The following is a 16470-nucleotide window of genomic DNA, read 5'->3' on the forward strand; positions in this document are numbered from 1 at the left end:
GCGTCGCGGGCTGTCGACTCGGAACGACACGGCCGATGTCGTACGACAGCGAGGGCGTCGCTCGTTGCACACGCGCACAGTTCCTCCCGGCAAGCAGCGACACGAGCGTTGTCGTACGACAGCGGCGTCGTCGTACGGGGTCGGCGCGAGAAGTCGTCGCGCGAGGGCGCGGGCGCGACCAGCCGCCGCGCGTCAGACCTCGGAGAAGGGCTCGGCGTCGTCGAGCCGCGCACGGAGCGCAGGAGCCGCACGCCGCTTCTCGCCGCCGGGGAGCACCCGGCGGGTCGAGGAGCGCCGGATGACCTCGGCCTTGAGCGTCGCCGCGACCTCGGTACCGTGCGCGTACGGGAAGCGCACGATCGCGCGGACCGTGCCGGGGACCGGGTCGTCGACGGGCACGGGACCGAGCACGGGACCGACCGGGGCGTCGCCGAGCGCCTCGACCGCCGCGGTCACCGCCTGCTCCGTGCCGGTCAGCGTCGCCACCCGGACGGCCGGCGGGAAGAGCAGCTCGCGGCGGTCGACGAGCTCGTCGTGCGCCGGACCGTCGAGCTGCCACAGGGCCATCGCGGTCGCGAGACGGCCACCGATGCCGACCAGGTAGACCTCGGTACCAGGAGCACCCTTCGCGGCGGCGTTCGTCCAGAAGCGCAGCACTTCCTCCTGCACGCGGAGACCCTCCCGCGCGAGCATGCGTTCGCCGTCGAGCAGCAGCACGCAGGCGTACCCACCCGGTGTCGACGGTTCCGCTCCCCGCGTCGCGACGACCACCGCGGGTCTCGCGGGGACCTCGTCGATCGGCCGTGACCCGTCCGCGACGATGATCCGGGTGCCGGGGAACGCCCGACCGAGCTCGTCCGCGGTGCGCTGGGCACCCTGACCGACGGGCTTCAACTTGCCCCCACCGCACGTCGGGCAGCGGTACCCGACCGCCAGGGCGCCGCAGAACCGGCACTGCGGGACGGCACCGTGCGTGGGGCTGCCGAGCGGCCCGCCGCACACCCGGCAGTGCGCCCGCTCGCCGCAGTCGGCGCACACGAGCCCGGTGCCGAAGCCCGGGTTCGCGACCTGCACGAGCACCGGGCCCGTCCGGCTGGCCTCTCGTGCGGCACGCCACGCGCTGCTCGGGATCCGGGCCTGGGCGGCCGGACCGTCGGCGTTCACCTGCTGTGCGGTCGGGATGACGTTCGGCACGGGCTGGCGGTACGGCACGACGTCCTCGAGCCACTGCAGCTCGACGAGCCGCTGGACGTCGGTGCTCCTGGCGTGTGCGGCGAACAGCAGCGCGGCGCCGGACTGCGCTGCCCGGACGAGGGCGACGTCGCGCGTGTGCACGTAGGGCGCTCGCGGCTCGATGAAGGACTGGTCGCCGTCGTCCCACATCGCGATCAGCCCGAGGTCGTCGGCGGGCGCGTACATCGCCGTCCGGTTCCCGATCGCCACCACCGGGTGCGTCCGCGCCTGCAAGAGCGCCTTCGCGCGCTGACCGTTCGTCTGCTTGGCGTCGAACCGGACCACCCGTTCGACGGGGACGAGCGCGTGCAGCGCCCGTTCCAGGTCCATCACGTCGCGGAAGTCCGGGACCGCGATCACGGCCGACCGCTCGGTGGCGAGGGTCCGCGCGGCGGCCTGCGCGAGCGTCGCGGCCCAGCCGGGGACCCAGACCGGTTCATCGGCGGACCCCAGGTCGACGGGGTGTGGGACCGCTGCGACCGCCGCACGGCCGTCCTTCGCCAGGACGCCCTCCAGCACGCCGTCCCCGTAGCCCGTCACGGTCGGGGCGACGACCACGGGTGGCACCGCGGACGTGTCCCGCGCGAGCCAGGCCTTCTCGGCCCGGACCTGCCGCGTCGGCACGGCCAGGCGCAACACGTCCGATGCCACCCCGGCTGCCCGGTCGGACACCGCGCGCGCGAGCTTCCAGATCTCCGGCGCGAGCACCGACACCGGGCTGACGAGCGTCTCGATCGCGCTGAGCTCTCCCGGGTAGCCGCCCTCGTGCAGCACCTCGACGACGTACGCGTCGGACATCCGTGCCCCGGTGCGCAGTGGCACCTTCACGCGGACCCCCGGCACGCAGTCGTCCTCGAGCTCAGCCGGCACCCGGTAGTCGAACAGACGGTCGAGCTGCGGGAGCGGCGAGTCGAGGACGACGCGCGCGACGGTGGTCACGCGTGCCCTCAGACGGCGACGGAGACGAGTCCTGCTGCCTGGCGGAGTTCCTCGACGCGGTCGAGCTGCTCCCAGGTGAACCCAGGGAGCTCCCGGCCGAAGTGGCCGTACGTCGCGGTCTGCGCGTAGCGCGGCTTGAGCAGGTCGAGGTCACGGATGATCGCGGCCGGACGGAGGTCGAAGACCTGTCGGATGGCGGCTTCGATCGTGGCGTCGTCGACGTGCCCGGTGCCGAACGTCTCCACGTAGAGCCCGACGGGCTTCGCGCGGCCGATCGCGTAGGCGACCTGGACCTCGAGCCGGTCGGCGAGCCCGGCGGCGACGGCGTTCTTCGCGACCCAGCGCAGGGCGTAGGCGGCGGAGCGGTCGACCTTCGACGGGTCCTTGCCGCTGAACGCGCCACCACCGTGCCGGGAGGCACCGCCGTACGTGTCCACGATCACCTTGCGGCCGGTGAGTCCGGCGTCGCCCTGGGGACCGCCGATCTCGAAGCGACCGGTCGGGTTCACGATGACCTCGACGCCGGACGAGTCCAGTTCCGACAGGGCCAGGACCGGTCGGATGACGTGCTCGGTGATCGCCGCGGTCAGTTCGTCGAGCGTGACGCTCGGCGAGTGCTGCGTCGACACGACGACGGTCTCGACGGTCTTCGGGACGACGCCGTCGTACCCGACGGTGACCTGGGTCTTGCCGTCGGGACGCAGGAACGGCAGTTCACCGGACTTGCGCACGGCGGCGAGACGCTCGGCCAGCCGGTGCGCGAGCCAGATCGCGACGGGCATGTACTCGGGCGTCTCGTTCGTCGCGAAGCCGAACATGATGCCCTGGTCACCGGCGCCCTGGCGGTCGAGCGGGTCGACGCCCGCACCCGAGCGGGCGTCGAGCGACTCGTCGACGCCCTGCGCGATGTCCGGGGACTGCGCGCCGATGGAGACCTCGACACCACAGGTGTGGCCGTCGAAGCTCACCTCTGACGAGTTGTACCCGATGCCCGTGATGACGTCACGGACGATCTTCGGGATCTCGACGTAGCCCGACGTCGTGACCTCGCCCGCGACGTGCACGAGCCCGGTCGTCACCATCGTCTCGACGGCGACGCGCGCGTGCGGGTCCACCGCGAGGAGGGCGTCGAGGATGCTGTCCGAGATCTGGTCGCAGATCTTGTCTGGATGCCCCTCGGTGACCGACTCGGACGTGAAGAGGCGCAGGGTGCTGGACGTCACCGGGGTCAGACGGTGGGCTGCGGCTGCTGCTTGGTGGCGGTGAGCTTGTCCTCGTTGATCTCGTGGAGGGCCACCGACAGCGGCTTGTCGTCGATCGTGGAGTCGACGAGCGGACCGACGTTGTCGAAGAGCGAGCCCTCGTGCAGGTCGGCGTAGTAGTCGTTGATCTGGCGCGCGCGCTTCGACGCGAAGATGACGAGCGCGTACTTCGACTCGACCTTGGACAGCAGGTCGTCGATGGGCGGGTCGATGATGCCCTGGGGGTTGGCCATGGTGTCTCCTGTCGACGGAAGTTCGGTCGCACCCGGCGGGGCGCAGTCGCGCCCGAGCGGGCGCAGTGGCACCCGGCTAGGGCGCAGTGAACAAGTCTACGACTTCCTGTGCCGCGGTGCTGACATCGGAGTTCACGATGCGCACGTCGAACTCGTCCTGCGCGGCGAGTTCGACCTTCGCGGTCTCGAGCCGACGGGCCTGTTCCTCTGCGGATTCCGTGCCGCGACCGATCAGCCGGCGGACGAGTTCGTCCCACGTCGGCGGCAGCAGGAACACGAGCACCGCCTCGGGCATGGCGTCACGGACCTGCCGAGCGCCCTGCAGGTCGATCTCGAGCATCACCTTGTCGCCGGCGTCGAGCGCGCGGTCGATCGGCGGACGCGGGGTGCCGTATCGGTACGAGTTGTGCACGGTCGCCCACTCGAGGAGCTCGCGGTCCCGGATCATCCGGTCGAACTCGGCGTCGTCGACGAAGTAGTAGTGCACGCCGTCGACCTCGCCGGGACGGGGCTTCCTCGTCGTCGCGGACACGCTGAGGTTCACCTCGGGGTACTGCTCGCGGATGTACGCGCTCACGGTGCCCTTGCCGACGGCGGTCGGACCCGCGAGCACGACGAGCTTCGACACGCCACGCTTGCGGCCACGTGCGACGAGCCAGTCCGACAGCGCGGTCCGCTGCCGGGTCCCGAGCCCGCCGAGCCGCTTCGACGGTGCGATCCGGAGCGTGCCCATGATCCCCTCGGCCCGCGCCGGACCGATCCCGCTCAGGCTGGTGAGGAGGTCACGGACGCGGAGGGACTTCTCGGCCGGTGCGTCCTCGTCGCTCCATGCGGTGCGCGCGACGTCGAGTGCCGACCGCTCCCCCGACGCGACGGCGGCCTTCACGGCGGCCCGGGCGCGACGCGCGGCGACCGCCGCACGTGCCGCCGCGACCCGGTCCACCTCCGGTGGATTGCGGTGCGCGGGCAGCTGGCTGCGGTCCTCGGTCATGCCCCTGCCCCAGCCAGCGCCGCCGCGATCCGGTCGGCACGGTCGGTGACGAGTGCCGCGACGCCGTCCGGCCCGTCGGTGAGCAGCCCGCGGGACTCGCTCACGAGCACCTGCTCGGCACGGGAGCCGTACAGGGACCTGAGGTCCTCGATGCGGGCGCCCTGGGCACCGAACCCCGGAGCCAGGATCGGCGAGGTGCCGATCTCGTCCGCGCCGATGCCGAAGTCCTGCAGGGAGAGGGTCGCGCCGAGCACGAGCCCGACGTCGCCGATGGCCTGGTCGCCCACGGCCGGGTTGTCGTCTGCCACGTCGAGAACGATACCGGCAGCGACGGAGCGCCCCGCGCGCGGGCCCTCCGCCAGCACTGCGGTCTGCAGGACGCGGGCCTCGGGGTTGCTCGTCGCCGCGAGCACGAACACGCCGGCGCCGTTCCGACGCGCGACGTCGACCGTGCCGGCGAGCGAGCCGTAGCCGAGGTAGGGCGAGACCGTCATCGCGTCGGCGGCGAACGGCCCGTCGCGGTCCAACCACGCGAGTGCGTAGTCGTCCCCGGTGGATCCGATGTCGCCGCGCTTCACGTCGGCGACGACCAGGAGGCCCGCATCGCGTGCCCGGCGGATCGTCGCGTCGAGTGCACGGTACCCGTCCACCCCCGCGGCCTCGAAGAAGGCGATCTGCGGCTTCACGACCGCGGCGCGGCCGGCGGCCGCGTCCACCAGGACGCGGCCGAACTCGGTCAGACCCGCTTCGTCACGACCGAGCCCCCATGCCGCCAGGGTGGCGGCATGGGGGTCGATCCCGACGCACAGCGCGGACCGCGACCCGATGGCGGCCGCGAGCCGGACGCCGAACGGCTCCGTGCCTCCCGACCGGTCTGCGGCGTCGAGGCGGTCCGTCACCAGCCCGCCCGCTCGAGCGCGTAGTCCTGCAGGCTGCGGACGCTGTGCTGCGTGCCGATCGTCTCGATCGCCGCGACGGCCGCCCCGAGCTGCGCGATCGTGGTGAACAGCGGCTTGTCCGCCGCGACGGTGGCCGCGCGGATCTCGTAGCCGTCCGCGCGACCCGACGCGCCCGACGGGGTGTTGATCACGATGTCGACCTCGTCGCGGGCGAGCATCTCCACGACGCTGTCACCGCCCTGGCTGTACTTGCCGACGACCGACACCTGGATGCCGTTGCGGCGGAGCACCTCGGCGGTGCCCTCGGTCGCGGTGATCGTGAAGCCGAGCTGCTGGAGGCGGTGCACCGGCAGCACGATCGCGCGCTTGTCGGTGTCGGCGACGCTCACGAAGACCGTGCCGGAGGTCGGCAGTCCGCCGTACGCGGCCTCCTGCGACTTGAGGAACGCCCGCGGGAAGTCGCGGTCGATGCCCATGACCTCGCCCGTGGAACGCATCTCCGGGCTGAGGACCGAGTCGACGACCTGGCCGTCCGCGGTGCGGAACCTGCGGAAGGGCAGCACGGCCTCCTTGACCGCGACCGGCGCCTGCGCGGGGACGAACGCGCCGTCCCGCTCGGGCAGCAGGCCCTCGGCGACGAGTCCGTCGACGGTGGTCCCGGTCATGATGCGGGCAGCGGCCTTCGCCAGCGCGATGCCGAGCGCCTTGGAGACGAACGGGACGGTGCGGCTGGCACGCGGGTTCGCCTCGAGCACGTAGAGCACGCCGGCACCGATCGCGAACTGCACGTTGAGCAGCCCTCGGACGCCGATGCCGCGCGCGATCTTCTCGGTCGCGTCGACGACGGCCTGGATCTCGCCGCGGCCGAGCCCGACCGGCGGGAGCGTGCAGGACGAGTCGCCGGAGTGGATCCCGGCTTCCTCGATGTGCTCCATGATGCCGCCGATGTAGAGCCGCTCACCGTCGAAGAGCGCGTCGACGTCGATCTCCACGGCGTCGTCGAGGAACCGGTCCACCAGGAGCGGCAGATCGGGGCCGATGATCGCCTGGTCGGCCATCCGGTCGAAGTAGTCGGCCATCGCGGTGGAGTCGTAGACGATCTCCATGCCGCGGCCACCAAGGACGAACGACGGGCGGACGAGTACCGGGTACCCGATCTCCTCGGCCACCGCGGTCGCGCTGGCGAGGTCGTGCGCGGTGCCGTTGCGCGGGGCGAGCAGCCCGGCCTCGTCGAGGATCGCGGAGAACTGGCCGCGCTCCTCGGCGGAGTCGATCGCCGTCGGGCTGGTGCCGAGGATCGGGATGCCGGCTGCCTCGAGCGGCTTCGCGAGCCCCAGGGCCGTCTGGCCGCCGAGCTGCACGACGACGCCGACCAGCTCGCCTGACGCCGCCTCGGCCTCGATGACCTCGAGGACGTCCTCGGTGGTCAGCGGCTCGAAGTACAGGCGGTCGGAGGTGTCGTAGTCGGTGGAGACCGTCTCCGGGTTGCAGTTGATCATGATCGTCTCGAACCCGGCGTCCGAGAGCGCGAAGGACGCGTGCACGCAGGAGTAGTCGAACTCCACGCCCTGGCCGATGCGGTTCGGGCCGGAGCCGAGGATGACGACCTTCTTGCGGTCGCTGGGTGCGACCTCGGTCTCGGTGTCGTAGGACGAGTAGTGGTACGGCGTGAGTGCCGGGAACTCGCCGGCACAGGTGTCCACCGTCTTGAACACCGGACGGATGCCCAGCGCGTGACGGACGTCGCGGACGTCCTGCTCGGTGGTGCCACGCAGCGCCGCGATCTGGATGTCGCTGAAGCCGTGCTCCTTGGCCCACCGGATCGTGTCGGCATCGAGCTCCGCTGCCGCGGCGACCTCGGCGGCGACCTCGTTGATGAGCACGATCTGGTCGATGAACCACGGGTCGATCTTCGTGGCCTCGAAGACCTCTTCCGCGGTGGCACCGGCGACCAGTGCCTGCTGCACCGTGACGATGCGGCCGTCGGTCGGGATCGCCGACTTCGCCAGCAGTGCGTCCTTGTCGAGCTCGGCGGCCGGGGTGTCCCAGTGGAAGCTCGAGCCGCGCTTCTCCAGCGAGCGGAGCGACTTCTGCAGGGCGGTGGCGTAGTTCCGGCCGATGGCCATCGCCTCGCCGACGCTCTTCATCGTCGTGGTCAGCGTGGCGTCGGCGGCCGGGAACTTCTCGAACGCGAAGCGCGGGGTCTTCACCACGACGTAGTCGAGCGTCGGCTCGAAGCTCGCCGGGGTGACCCGCGTGATGTCGTTCTGGATCTCGTCGAGGCGGTACCCGATGGCGAGCTTCGCGGCGATCTTGGCGATCGGGAAGCCCGTCGCCTTCGACGCGAGGGCGCTCGAGCGGGACACACGCGGGTTCATCTCGATCACGATCACGCGGCCGTTGGACGGGTCGATCGCGAACTGGATGTTGCAGCCGCCGGTGTCGACGCCGACGCGACGGATGATGTCGATGCCGATGTCGCGGAGGTTCTGGTACTCGCGGTCGGTGAGCGTCAGCGCCGGGGCGACCGTGATCGAGTCGCCGGTGTGCACGCCGACCGGGTCGACGTTCTCGATGGAGCAGACCACGACGGTGTTGTCGTAGTTGTCCCGCATGAGCTCGAGCTCGTACTCCTTCCAGCCGAGGATCGATTCCTCGAGCAGGACCTCGGTCGTCGGGCTGGACTGCAGCCCGTCGCCGACGAAGCGGACGAGCTCGTCCTCGTTGTACGCGAAGCCGGAGCCGAGGCCGCCCATGGTGAAGGACGGACGGACGACGAGCGGGTAGCCGAGGTCGGCCGCGAACGCCTTCGCCTCCTCCAGGGTGTGCGCGATGTGGCTGCGGGCCACGTCGGCGCCGGACTCGAGCACGAGCTCCTTGAAGAGCCATCGGTCCTCGCCGCGCTGGATCGCGTCGACCTTGGCGCCGATCAGTTCGACGCCGTGCTTCTCGAGGATCCCGGCCTCGTCGAGCGCGATCGCCGCGTTCAGGGCGGTCTGGCCGCCGAGCGTCGGCAGGACGGCGTCCGGCTGCTCGATGCGGATGATCTCCTCGAGCGAGGCATTCGTGATCGGCTCGATGTACGTCGCGTCGGCGAAGTCGGGGTCGGTCATGATCGTGGCCGGGTTCGGGTTCACGAGGATGACGCGGATGCCCTCTGCACGGAGGACACGGCAGGCCTGGGTGCCGGAGTAGTCGAACTCGGCGGCCTGGCCGATGACGATCGGACCCGAGCCGATGACGAGGACGGAGTTGATGTCGGAGCGCTTGGGCATCAGTTCGCTTCCTTGGTGATGTCTGCTGCGGGAGTCGTCGCGTCGGCGGTGGCGGCGTCCAACGGACGGCCTTCCGCACGCGCCACGACCATGTCCCGGAAGCGGTCGAAGAGGTACATGCTGTCGTGCGGTCCCGCGGCGGCCTCCGGGTGGTACTGCACGCTGAACGCGGGGATGTCGAGCGCACGGAGGCCCTCGACCACGTTGTCGTTGAGGGAGTAGTGCGAGACCTCGACGCGGCCGAAACCGGCGGGCGACTCGAGGACCTCGCCGACGGGGGCGTCGACCGCGAAGCCGTGGTTCTGGCTCGTGATCTCGACCTTGCCCGTCGTGGTGTCGAGGACCGGCTGGTTGATCCCGCGGTGGCCGAACGGCAGCTTGTACGTGCCGAAGCCGAGCGCGCGGCCGAGGAGCTGGTTGCCGAAGCAGATCCCGAAGAACGGGCGGCCGTCGTGCAGGCTCTCCTGCAGGAGCGTCACCTGGGCGTCGGACGCAGCGGGGTCGCCAGGGCCGTTCGAGTAGAACAGGGCGTCGGGGGCGAGCGCTCGGAGCGCCTCGATCGTGACGTCCTGGGGCAGGACGTGCACCTCGAAGCCCCGCTCGGCGAGGTAGCGGGTGGTCGACGCCTTGACGCCGAGGTCGAGCACCGCGAGGGTGCCGATCTGCTCGCCGACGGCGGGCACGACGTAGGTCTCTGGGGTGGACACCGTCGCGGAGAAGCTCGCGCCGGCCATGTCGGCCTGCTCGCGCACGAGGCGCGCCTGCGCCTCGGGCGCCAGCGCGGCGTCCGGGCCGCTGAACACGCCGCCCTTCATCGCGCCGGCGTCCCGGATGCGCCGGGTGAGCGCGCGGGTGTCGATGCCGGAGATGCCGACGATGCCGTCCCGCTCGAGGTGGTCGTCGAGCGACGCGTTCGCGCGGTGGTTCGACACGACGCGGCTGGGGTCGCGGACGACGTACCCGGCGACCCAGATGCGGCGGGACTCCGGGTCCTCGTCGTTGACCCCGGTGTTGCCGATGTGCGGCGCGGTCTGCACCACGATCTGCCCGGCGTACGAGGGGTCGGTCAGGGTCTCCTGGTAGCCGGTCATCCCGGTCGCGAAGACCACCTCGCCGAGTGTGCGCCCGCGGGCGCCGTAGGCCCATCCGTCGTACCGGGTGCCGTCCTCGAGGACCAGCACGGCCCGTTCGCGTGTCATCAGTTCGTCCCTTCGCCCGCGTGGTGCGGGTGGTTGTGCTTCGTCGCCAGCTCCTGGAGCGCGTGCAGCACTGCTGCGTCGCCCTCCGGGAACCGGAAGTAGGTGTCCAGGTCCGTCGCACCTGCGGCGCCGGTCGCCGTCCATCGCAGACGGACCAGTCCCCCGGGTTCGACCACGCGGTCGATGGCCCAGGTGGCGCGGTCGGCGCCGCGGACGGCGTCCCGGGCGACCCAGCGGTCGTCGGCTCCGGCGAGGCGCAGGACCACGCCGTCACGGTGGACGGTCACGCCGCCGCGGCCGCGGAAGCCGAGTCCGCCTGCGGTGATGCGTTCGAGCGGGGTGTCGGCCCCGGTCGTCGCGACGGTGAACCCGTCCCACGACCCGGCTTCCGGCCCGGGGTCGGCCGGCACGCTGACGGGAGGCACGGATTCCGCCTGCTTGCGGGCCCGCGTCCGCCAGGTGCGTGCCATGGCGACGAACAGCGCGGCCACGGCGAGCAGGATCACCCCGCCCAGCAGCCAGCGTGCGGCGTCACCGCTCATGCGGTCGCCGCCGTCCCGGCCGTGGCCGCCGCTGCGGCGGCGACGGTCTCGGTGTCGACCAGGACGCCGTCGAGGAGCGTCGGGTAGCCCTGGTGGAAGGTCGCGACGACCCGACCCGGGAGCCGCATGCCGAGGTACGGCGAGTTCTGGGACTGTCCGGCGAGGTCGGTCACCGCGAACTCGCGGACCGCGCTCGGGTCGTACAGCGTGATCTCCGCGGGGGCCCCGGCAGCGATCGCGTGCCCGTGACCGGCGACCTGCCCGATCCGGGCAGGGGCGCTGGAGAGCACGCGGGCGACGTCCGCCCAGTCCAGTCGGCCGTCCTCGACCACCGCGGCGTGCACGACGCTCAGCGCGGACTCGAGGCCGACCATGCCGTTGGCGGCCGCCGGCCACTCGCAGCACTTGGCCTCTGCCGTGTGCGGGGCGTGGTCCGTCGCGACGATGTCGATCGTCCCGTCGGCCAGTGCGGCACGCAGGGCGTCGACGTCCTCGCGGGAGCGCAGCGGGGGGTTCACCTTGTACTTGGCGTCGTACCCCGGTGCACCGTCGACCCCGGCGATGAGGTCCTCGGTGAGCACGAGGTGGTGCGGTGTGACCTCCGCGGTGACGTCGATCCCGCGGGACTTCGCCCAGCGGATGACCTCCACGCTGCCGGCGGTCGAGACGTGGCACACGTGCAGCCGCGCACCGACGTGGTCCGCGAGCAGGACGTCGCGGGCGATGATCGCCTCTTCCGCCACCGACGGCCAGCCGGCGAGCCCGAGCTCCGACGACAGCCGCCCCTCGTTCATCTGCGCGCCGATCGTCAGGCGGGGTTCCTGCGCGTGCTGCGCTAGGACGCCGCCGAAGCCCTTGATGTACTCGAGCGCGCGCCGCATCAGCAGCGGGTCGGCGACACACGAGCCGTCGTCCGAGAACACCCGGACCTTCGCCCTGGACGTCGCCATCGCGCCGATCTCGGACAGGTGCGTGCCCTGCAGCCCCTGCGAGACGGCGCCGATCGGACGGACCGTGACGTAGCCGGCGTCGTCGCCGAGGGCCTGGACCTGCTCGACGACCCCTGCCGTGTCGGCCACCGGGCTCGAGTTCGCCATCGCGTTGACGGCGGTGAAGCCGCCGGCGGCCGCGGCACGCGAGCCGGACAGGACTGTCTCTGACTCCTCGAAGCCGGGCTCGCGGAGGTGGGTGTGCAGGTCCACGAGACCGGGCATGGCGATCAGGCCGTCCGCGTCCACGGCCGTGGCACCGGCCGCGTCGAGACCGGACCCGACCGCGGTGATGCGCCCGGCCTCCAGTCGGATGTCGGCACGGGTGCCGTCGACCAGCTGCGCGCCGCGGATGAGGTGGGCGGTCATGCGATGGTCTCCTTCGCTTCGTTTCCGGTCAGTGCCAGGTACAGCACCGCCATGCGGACGCTCACGCCGTTGGCGACCTGCTCGACGACCGTCGAGCGGGCGTCGTCCGCGGCGGCCCCGGCGATCTCGAGCCCGCGGTTCATCGGGCCGGGGTGCATCACGAGCGTGCGCTCGGACAGCCGCTGGAACCGGGCCGCGGTGAGCCCCCAGTGCCGGGTGTACTCGCGTGGGTTCGGGAAGAACGCGTCGTTCATCCGCTCCTGCTGGATGCGCAGCGTCATCACGACGTCAGGGTCCTCGGCGAGGGCTGCGTCGAGGTCGTGGTGCACGGCGGCCCCGAACGGGGTCGTGGTGGCGGGCAGCAGCGTCGGCGGCGCCGCGAACGTGACGCTGGCACCGAGCGTGCGGAGGAGCCACGCGTTGGACCGTGCGACGCGACTGTGCAGCACGTCGCCGACGATCAGCACGCGCACACCGTCGAGGCCCTGGCCGCGTGAGGCACTGCCGTGCAGGCGGCGGCGCATCGTGAAGGCGTCGAGCAGGGCCTGGGTCGGGTGCTCGTGCGTCCCGTCGCCGGCGTTCACCACCGGGACGTCGATCCAGTCCGCGTCGGCGAGCACCCTCGGGGCGCCGGACGCGCCGTGTCGCATGACGATGCCGTCGATGCCCATGGCGCCGAGTGTCTGCACGGTGTCCTTGAGCGACTCGCCCTTGGAGACGCTGGAGCCCTTCGCGGCGAAGTTGATGACGTCGGCGGACAGGCGCTTCGCGGCGGCCTCGAACGAGATGCGGGTGCGCGTGGAGTCCTCGAAGAAGAGGTTCACGACGGTCTTGCCGCGGAGCGCAGGCAGCCGCTTGACCTCTCGCGTGTTGACCTCGGCCATCTCCTCGGCGACGTCGAGGATGTGGATCGCCTCGGCGCGGGAGAGGTCCGCGGTGGAGAGGAGGTGCTTCACGAGGCGGCCCCCGGCGTCTCGCCCTGCTGCTCGCTCTGTTCGATGACGACCTCGTCGGTGCCGTCCGTCTCCGTCAGCCGGAGCGTCACGCGCTCGTCGGACGCCGTCGGCAGGTTCTTGCCGACGTGGTCGGCACGGATCGGGAGCTCGCGGTGCCCCCGGTCCACGAGCACGGCGAGCCGGACGGCGCGCGGCCGGCCGATCCCCTGCAGCGCGTCGAGCGCCGCGCGGACGGTGCGGCCCGAGTACAGCACGTCGTCGACGAGCACGACGACCTTGCCGTCGATGCCGGTCGTCGGGATCGTCGTGCGGTGCGGCGCACGACCGATGCCGTGGCCGAGGTCGTCGCGGTGCATCGTGACGTCGAGCGTGCCGACGCGCTGGTCGCGCTGATCGGCCCAGTCGGGCTCGATGCCGGCCAGGATCGTCGCGAGACGATCGGCGAGCACGGCTCCGCGCGTCGGGATGCCCAGGAGCACGAGATCCGAGCCGCCGTGGTTGGCCTCGAGGATCTCGTGGGCGATGCGTGTCAGAGCACGCGTGATGTCGGGGTGCTGCAGGACCGTTCTGGTACCCACGCCGACCTCCTTCCCCGCCTCTCAGGACGGCATTTAAAGGATGCTGACGTGGTCAACCCTACCGGGACTCCTGGTCCCCTGCGACCGTCCGGCCGGACGGTGCACGGCCCCCGGCGACGGCGCCCAGGAGGCCGTTGACGAACCCGGCCGACTCCTCGGTGGAGAGCGACTGCGCGAGCTCGACCGCCTCGGCGATGGCGACACCGTCGGGCACGTCGGCGTTGAACCGGATCTCCCAGACGCCCATGCGCAGGATGCACCGGTCGAGGACCGGCATCCGCGCGATCGACCAGCCCTGGGCGTGGTCGACGATCACGGCGTCGATCTCGGCGCGCGCTTCCTCGACGCCGGTGACGACCTGCCTGGCGTAGTCCCAGCTGGACGCACGCTCAGGCTGGTCCAGGTGCCGGACGGTCTCCGTGGCGAGGATGTCCGCGATCGGGAGATCGCGGACCTCCGCCACGTACAACATGTCGAGGGCGCGCTTGCGCGCCTTGGAACGAGCGCTCATTCGTTGACGCGGCCGAGGTAGTTGCCGTCGCGCGTGTCGATCTTCACCTTGGTGTCGGTCTCCAGGTACAGCGGCACCTGGATCTGGTAGCCGGTGGCCTTGATCGTCGCGGGCTTGGTGCCGCCGGACGAGCGGTCGCCCTGCAGGCCGGGCTCGGTCTCGATCTCGGTGACGATCGAGGTCGGGAGCTCGATGTAGAGCGGGTTGCCCTCGTTCATCGCGATGGTGACCATCGCGGACTCGAGCAGGAAGTTCTTCGCGTCGCCGACGACCGTCGCGGGGACCGGGATCTGGTCGTAGGTGTCGGTGTCCATGAACACGTACGAGTCGCCGTCCTCGTAGAGGAACTGGTAGTCGCGACGGTCGACCGTCGCGGTCTCGATCTTCGCGCCCGCGTTGAACGTGCGGTCGACGACCTTGCCGGAGACGACGTTCTTCAGCTTGGTGCGCACGAACGCACCGCCCTTGCCGGGCTTGACGTGCTGGAACTCGACGACCGACCAGAGCTGCCCGTCGATGATGAGAACGGCGCCGTTCTTGATGTCAGTGGTACTGGCCATGAGTCTTCGATGTCCCGTTCGTATTGATGAGTGAAGTGTCCGGGCGGCTGGCGCCCGGTGTCGGGCGGCTGGCGCCCGGTGTCGGGCGCGCGCCCCGGTCGAGTGTAGCCGACGGCGTCACTCCCGCCGTCGTGCTCGCCACGCGTCGATCGCCGCCCAGACCAGCAGCAGCACCGCGGCGCCGCCGAGCAGGCCACCGGCCGCTGCGGTGCTCAACGCCGCCGTCGGCCGCGCGGGCGACGCCAGGTAGACGATGGCGAGCACGCCCGCTCCTGCGCCGAGCAGCACGAGGAGCACCCGGCGGATCAGACCGGACAGCGTCCGGCGGTCCCGCTGGTCCGCGAAGAGCCGGATGTTGACGGTCAGCTTCCCGGTCTCGATCGCCTCGCCGATCCGGTCGACGCGGCGCGGCAGGCGCCGGGCGGTCGACACGAGCCCGAAGAGCTCCTTCAGCGCGACGTCCCGCAGCTTGCCGGGGCGCAGCTGGTCGCGGATCTGCTCACGAGCGAGGTTTCGCGATTCGTCGAGCAGGTCGAAGCTCGGCACCAGGGTCCGGAGCGTCCCCTCGAAGATCGCGAGCGCCCTGGCCGCGGCCACGAAGTCCGGCGGGGCCTTCAGCCGGTACTGCCCGAACACCTCGACCGCGTGGTCGACGGTCTCGACGCCGATGCGCGCGCCCGGGCCGAGCTCCTCGGCCACGAACCGGGCGATGTCCCGTCGGAAGTCCGGCTCGTCCTGCGCCCGCCGAACCGGGGCCATCCGCAGCACCGCGTCCGCGATCCGGGAGGTGTCGTCCTGCAGGTAGGACGCGAGCAGTTCCTGCACGATGTCGCGGAGCCCCGGGTCGAGCCGTCCGACCGACCCGAAGTCGATCAGTGCCGGCCGACCGTCGGGGAGCAGGAGCACGTTCCCCGGGTGCATGTCGGCGTGGTAGATGCCGTCGAAGACCACCTGCCGGAGGAACACACGCAGGATCGCCCGCATCGGCTCGTCCAGGTCGCGGTCGGACCTGGCGGCCCGGATCGCGCTCAGGGTGTCGCCCTCGAGGAACTCCATCACGAGCACGCGGCGGCCGGACAGCTCCGGGTACGGGTCGGGGAAGCGCACCTCGTCCGGACGCGCGCTCCGTGCCTGCGCCGCGCGGAGTGCCTCCAGGTTACGGAGCTCCGACGTGAAGTCGACCTGTCTGACGAGGTCGGCCGCGTACTGCGCCGCGACGTCCTGCACGCCGATCTGCCGGGCTTCGGTCGAGGTGCGGGCCATGAACCGCACGACCCGGAGCGCGATGTCCACGTCGCGTCGGACGGCGTCGTCGATGCCGGGTCGCTGGACCTTCACGGCGACCGCCGTGCCGTCGTGCAGTCGAGCACGGTGGACCTGCGCGATCGACGCGGCCGCGACGGGTGTCGTGTCGAACGACTGGAAGACCTCGTCGAGGGGCGCGTGCAGATCGGTGGCGAGCAGCGCAGCGACGGCGGCGGGGTCCGCCGGCGTCACGTTGCGCTGCAGGTGCGCGAGGCCCTCCGTCCACTCGTCGGGCAACAGGTCGTCCCTGGTCGACAGCAGCTGCCCCATCTTCACGAACCCGCCGCCGGCTTCTTCGAGCGCGCGGCGGAGGTGCTCCGCCTGACCGCGGCGTTTGTCGGACGTCTCTGGGTCGCGTGAGAAGTCGAGCCGCCGGAACGGCACCAGGCCGTGTCGACGGGCGATGGACAGGAGCTCGGCGAACCGGCGCGCACGGGTGCGGAGCGTTCCGGGCTCCGCCGCCGGCCCGGCGCCGAGGTCGCTCAGGCGGGGTGGGTTGGGCACTCGGCCAGCATGCTCCCCCGGGCTGGGCTTCCGCAGACGGCTCCTCCACAGCCGGGAGGCTCGGCGCTCGTCCCACAGATCGGCTCGCTTCTGCTGCCTGGTCACGACGCTTCACCACGCTGGGC

The 16470-nt window shown here is 71.6% G+C and carries 14 protein-coding genes; all 14 read right to left on the bottom strand.

Annotated features, from left to right (window positions below; translation table 11 throughout):
• Positions 1-192: 192 nt before the first annotated feature.
• Positions 193-2172 (bottom strand): primosomal protein N', encoded by a 1980-nt coding sequence (locus AAEP80_RS13225; RefSeq protein ID WP_420364744.1) that lies wholly within the window; start codon positions 2170-2172, stop codon positions 193-195.
• A gap of 8 nt (positions 2173-2180) precedes the next feature.
• Positions 2181-3395, bottom strand: a complete 1215-nt coding sequence (gene metK / locus AAEP80_RS13230) for a methionine adenosyltransferase (RefSeq protein ID WP_413601812.1) — start codon at positions 3393-3395, stop codon at positions 2181-2183.
• Between the two features lie 5 nt (positions 3396-3400).
• Positions 3401-3667 carry a DNA-directed RNA polymerase subunit omega gene (gene rpoZ / locus AAEP80_RS13235; RefSeq protein ID WP_281264696.1) on the bottom strand — a complete coding sequence of 89 codons (267 nt, stop codon included), beginning with the start codon at positions 3665-3667 and terminating at the stop codon, positions 3401-3403.
• A 76-nt stretch (positions 3668-3743) separates the two neighbouring features.
• On the bottom strand, positions 3744-4658 hold the full coding sequence (gmk, locus tag AAEP80_RS13240) for a guanylate kinase (RefSeq protein ID WP_420364745.1): 915 nt from the start codon (positions 4656-4658) through the stop codon (positions 3744-3746).
• Positions 4655-5557: an orotidine-5'-phosphate decarboxylase gene (gene pyrF / locus AAEP80_RS13245; RefSeq protein WP_420364746.1), complete on the bottom strand. Its 903-nt coding sequence runs from the start codon at positions 5555-5557 to the stop codon at positions 4655-4657. Before pyrF ends, gmk begins: the two co-directional genes overlap by 4 nt.
• The gene (carB, locus tag AAEP80_RS13250; RefSeq protein WP_420364747.1) at positions 5554-8832 is read right to left on the bottom strand and encodes a carbamoyl-phosphate synthase large subunit; all 3279 of its coding nucleotides are present in this window, start codon (positions 8830-8832) and stop codon (positions 5554-5556) included. Before carB ends, pyrF begins: the two co-directional genes overlap by 4 nt.
• On the bottom strand, positions 8832-10031 hold the full coding sequence (carA, locus tag AAEP80_RS13255; RefSeq protein ID WP_420364748.1) for a glutamine-hydrolyzing carbamoyl-phosphate synthase small subunit: 1200 nt from the start codon (positions 10029-10031) through the stop codon (positions 8832-8834). The genes carB and carA overlap by 1 nt, the downstream gene beginning before the upstream one ends.
• The gene (locus AAEP80_RS13260) at positions 10031-10573 is read right to left on the bottom strand and encodes a hypothetical protein (protein ID WP_420364749.1); all 543 of its coding nucleotides are present in this window, start codon (positions 10571-10573) and stop codon (positions 10031-10033) included. The genes carA and AAEP80_RS13260 overlap by 1 nt, the downstream gene beginning before the upstream one ends.
• A complete protein-coding gene (locus tag AAEP80_RS13265; RefSeq protein ID WP_420364750.1) occupies positions 10570-11931 on the bottom strand; it encodes a dihydroorotase in 1362 nt (453 codons plus the stop codon). Before AAEP80_RS13265 ends, AAEP80_RS13260 begins: the two co-directional genes overlap by 4 nt.
• The gene (locus tag AAEP80_RS13270; RefSeq protein ID WP_420364751.1) at positions 11928-12887 is read right to left on the bottom strand and encodes an aspartate carbamoyltransferase catalytic subunit; all 960 of its coding nucleotides are present in this window, start codon (positions 12885-12887) and stop codon (positions 11928-11930) included. Before AAEP80_RS13270 ends, AAEP80_RS13265 begins: the two co-directional genes overlap by 4 nt.
• Entirely contained in the window at positions 12884-13465 is a 582-nt protein-coding gene (pyrR, locus tag AAEP80_RS13275; RefSeq protein ID WP_281264704.1) for a bifunctional pyr operon transcriptional regulator/uracil phosphoribosyltransferase PyrR, read from the bottom strand. The genes AAEP80_RS13270 and pyrR overlap by 4 nt, the downstream gene beginning before the upstream one ends.
• A 58-nt stretch (positions 13466-13523) precedes the next feature.
• Complete coding sequence (nusB, locus tag AAEP80_RS13280) at positions 13524-13976, bottom strand: transcription antitermination factor NusB (protein ID WP_420364752.1); 453 nt, start codon at positions 13974-13976, stop codon at positions 13524-13526.
• The gene (gene efp / locus AAEP80_RS13285) at positions 13973-14536 is read right to left on the bottom strand and encodes an elongation factor P (RefSeq protein WP_144758338.1); all 564 of its coding nucleotides are present in this window, start codon (positions 14534-14536) and stop codon (positions 13973-13975) included. Before efp ends, nusB begins: the two co-directional genes overlap by 4 nt.
• A 117-nt stretch (positions 14537-14653) precedes the next feature.
• Positions 14654-16345: an ABC1 kinase family protein gene (locus AAEP80_RS13290; RefSeq protein ID WP_420364753.1), complete on the bottom strand. Its 1692-nt coding sequence runs from the start codon at positions 16343-16345 to the stop codon at positions 14654-14656.
• Between the last annotated feature and the right edge of the window lie 125 nt (positions 16346-16470).

The sequence above is a fragment of the Curtobacterium sp. L3-7 genome, from assembly GCF_048756585.1.
Classification (GTDB): domain Bacteria; phylum Actinomycetota; class Actinomycetes; order Actinomycetales; family Microbacteriaceae; genus Curtobacterium.

Bases quoted from the DNA above. Each gene is read 5' to 3' on its own strand.
- rpoZ (WP_281264696.1), bottom strand. From the start codon at position 3,667: ATGGCCAACCCCCAGGGCATCATCGACCCGCCCATCGACGACCTGCTG.
- gmk (WP_420364745.1), bottom strand. From the start codon at position 4,658: ATGACCGAGGACCGCAGCCAGCTGCCCGCGCACCGCAATCCACCGGAG.
- carB (WP_420364747.1), bottom strand. From the start codon at position 8,832: ATGCCCAAGCGCTCCGACATCAACTCCGTCCTCGTCATCGGCTCGGGT.
- carA (WP_420364748.1), bottom strand. From the start codon at position 10,031: ATGACACGCGAACGGGCCGTGCTGGTCCTCGAGGACGGCACCCGGTAC.
- AAEP80_RS13260 (WP_420364749.1), bottom strand. From the start codon at position 10,573: ATGAGCGGTGACGCCGCACGCTGGCTGCTGGGCGGGGTGATCCTGCTC.
- AAEP80_RS13265 (WP_420364750.1), bottom strand. From the start codon at position 11,931: ATGACCGCCCACCTCATCCGCGGCGCGCAGCTGGTCGACGGCACCCGT.
- nusB (WP_420364752.1), bottom strand. From the start codon at position 13,976: ATGAGCGCTCGTTCCAAGGCGCGCAAGCGCGCCCTCGACATGTTGTAC.
- efp (WP_144758338.1), bottom strand. From the start codon at position 14,536: ATGGCCAGTACCACTGACATCAAGAACGGCGCCGTTCTCATCATCGAC.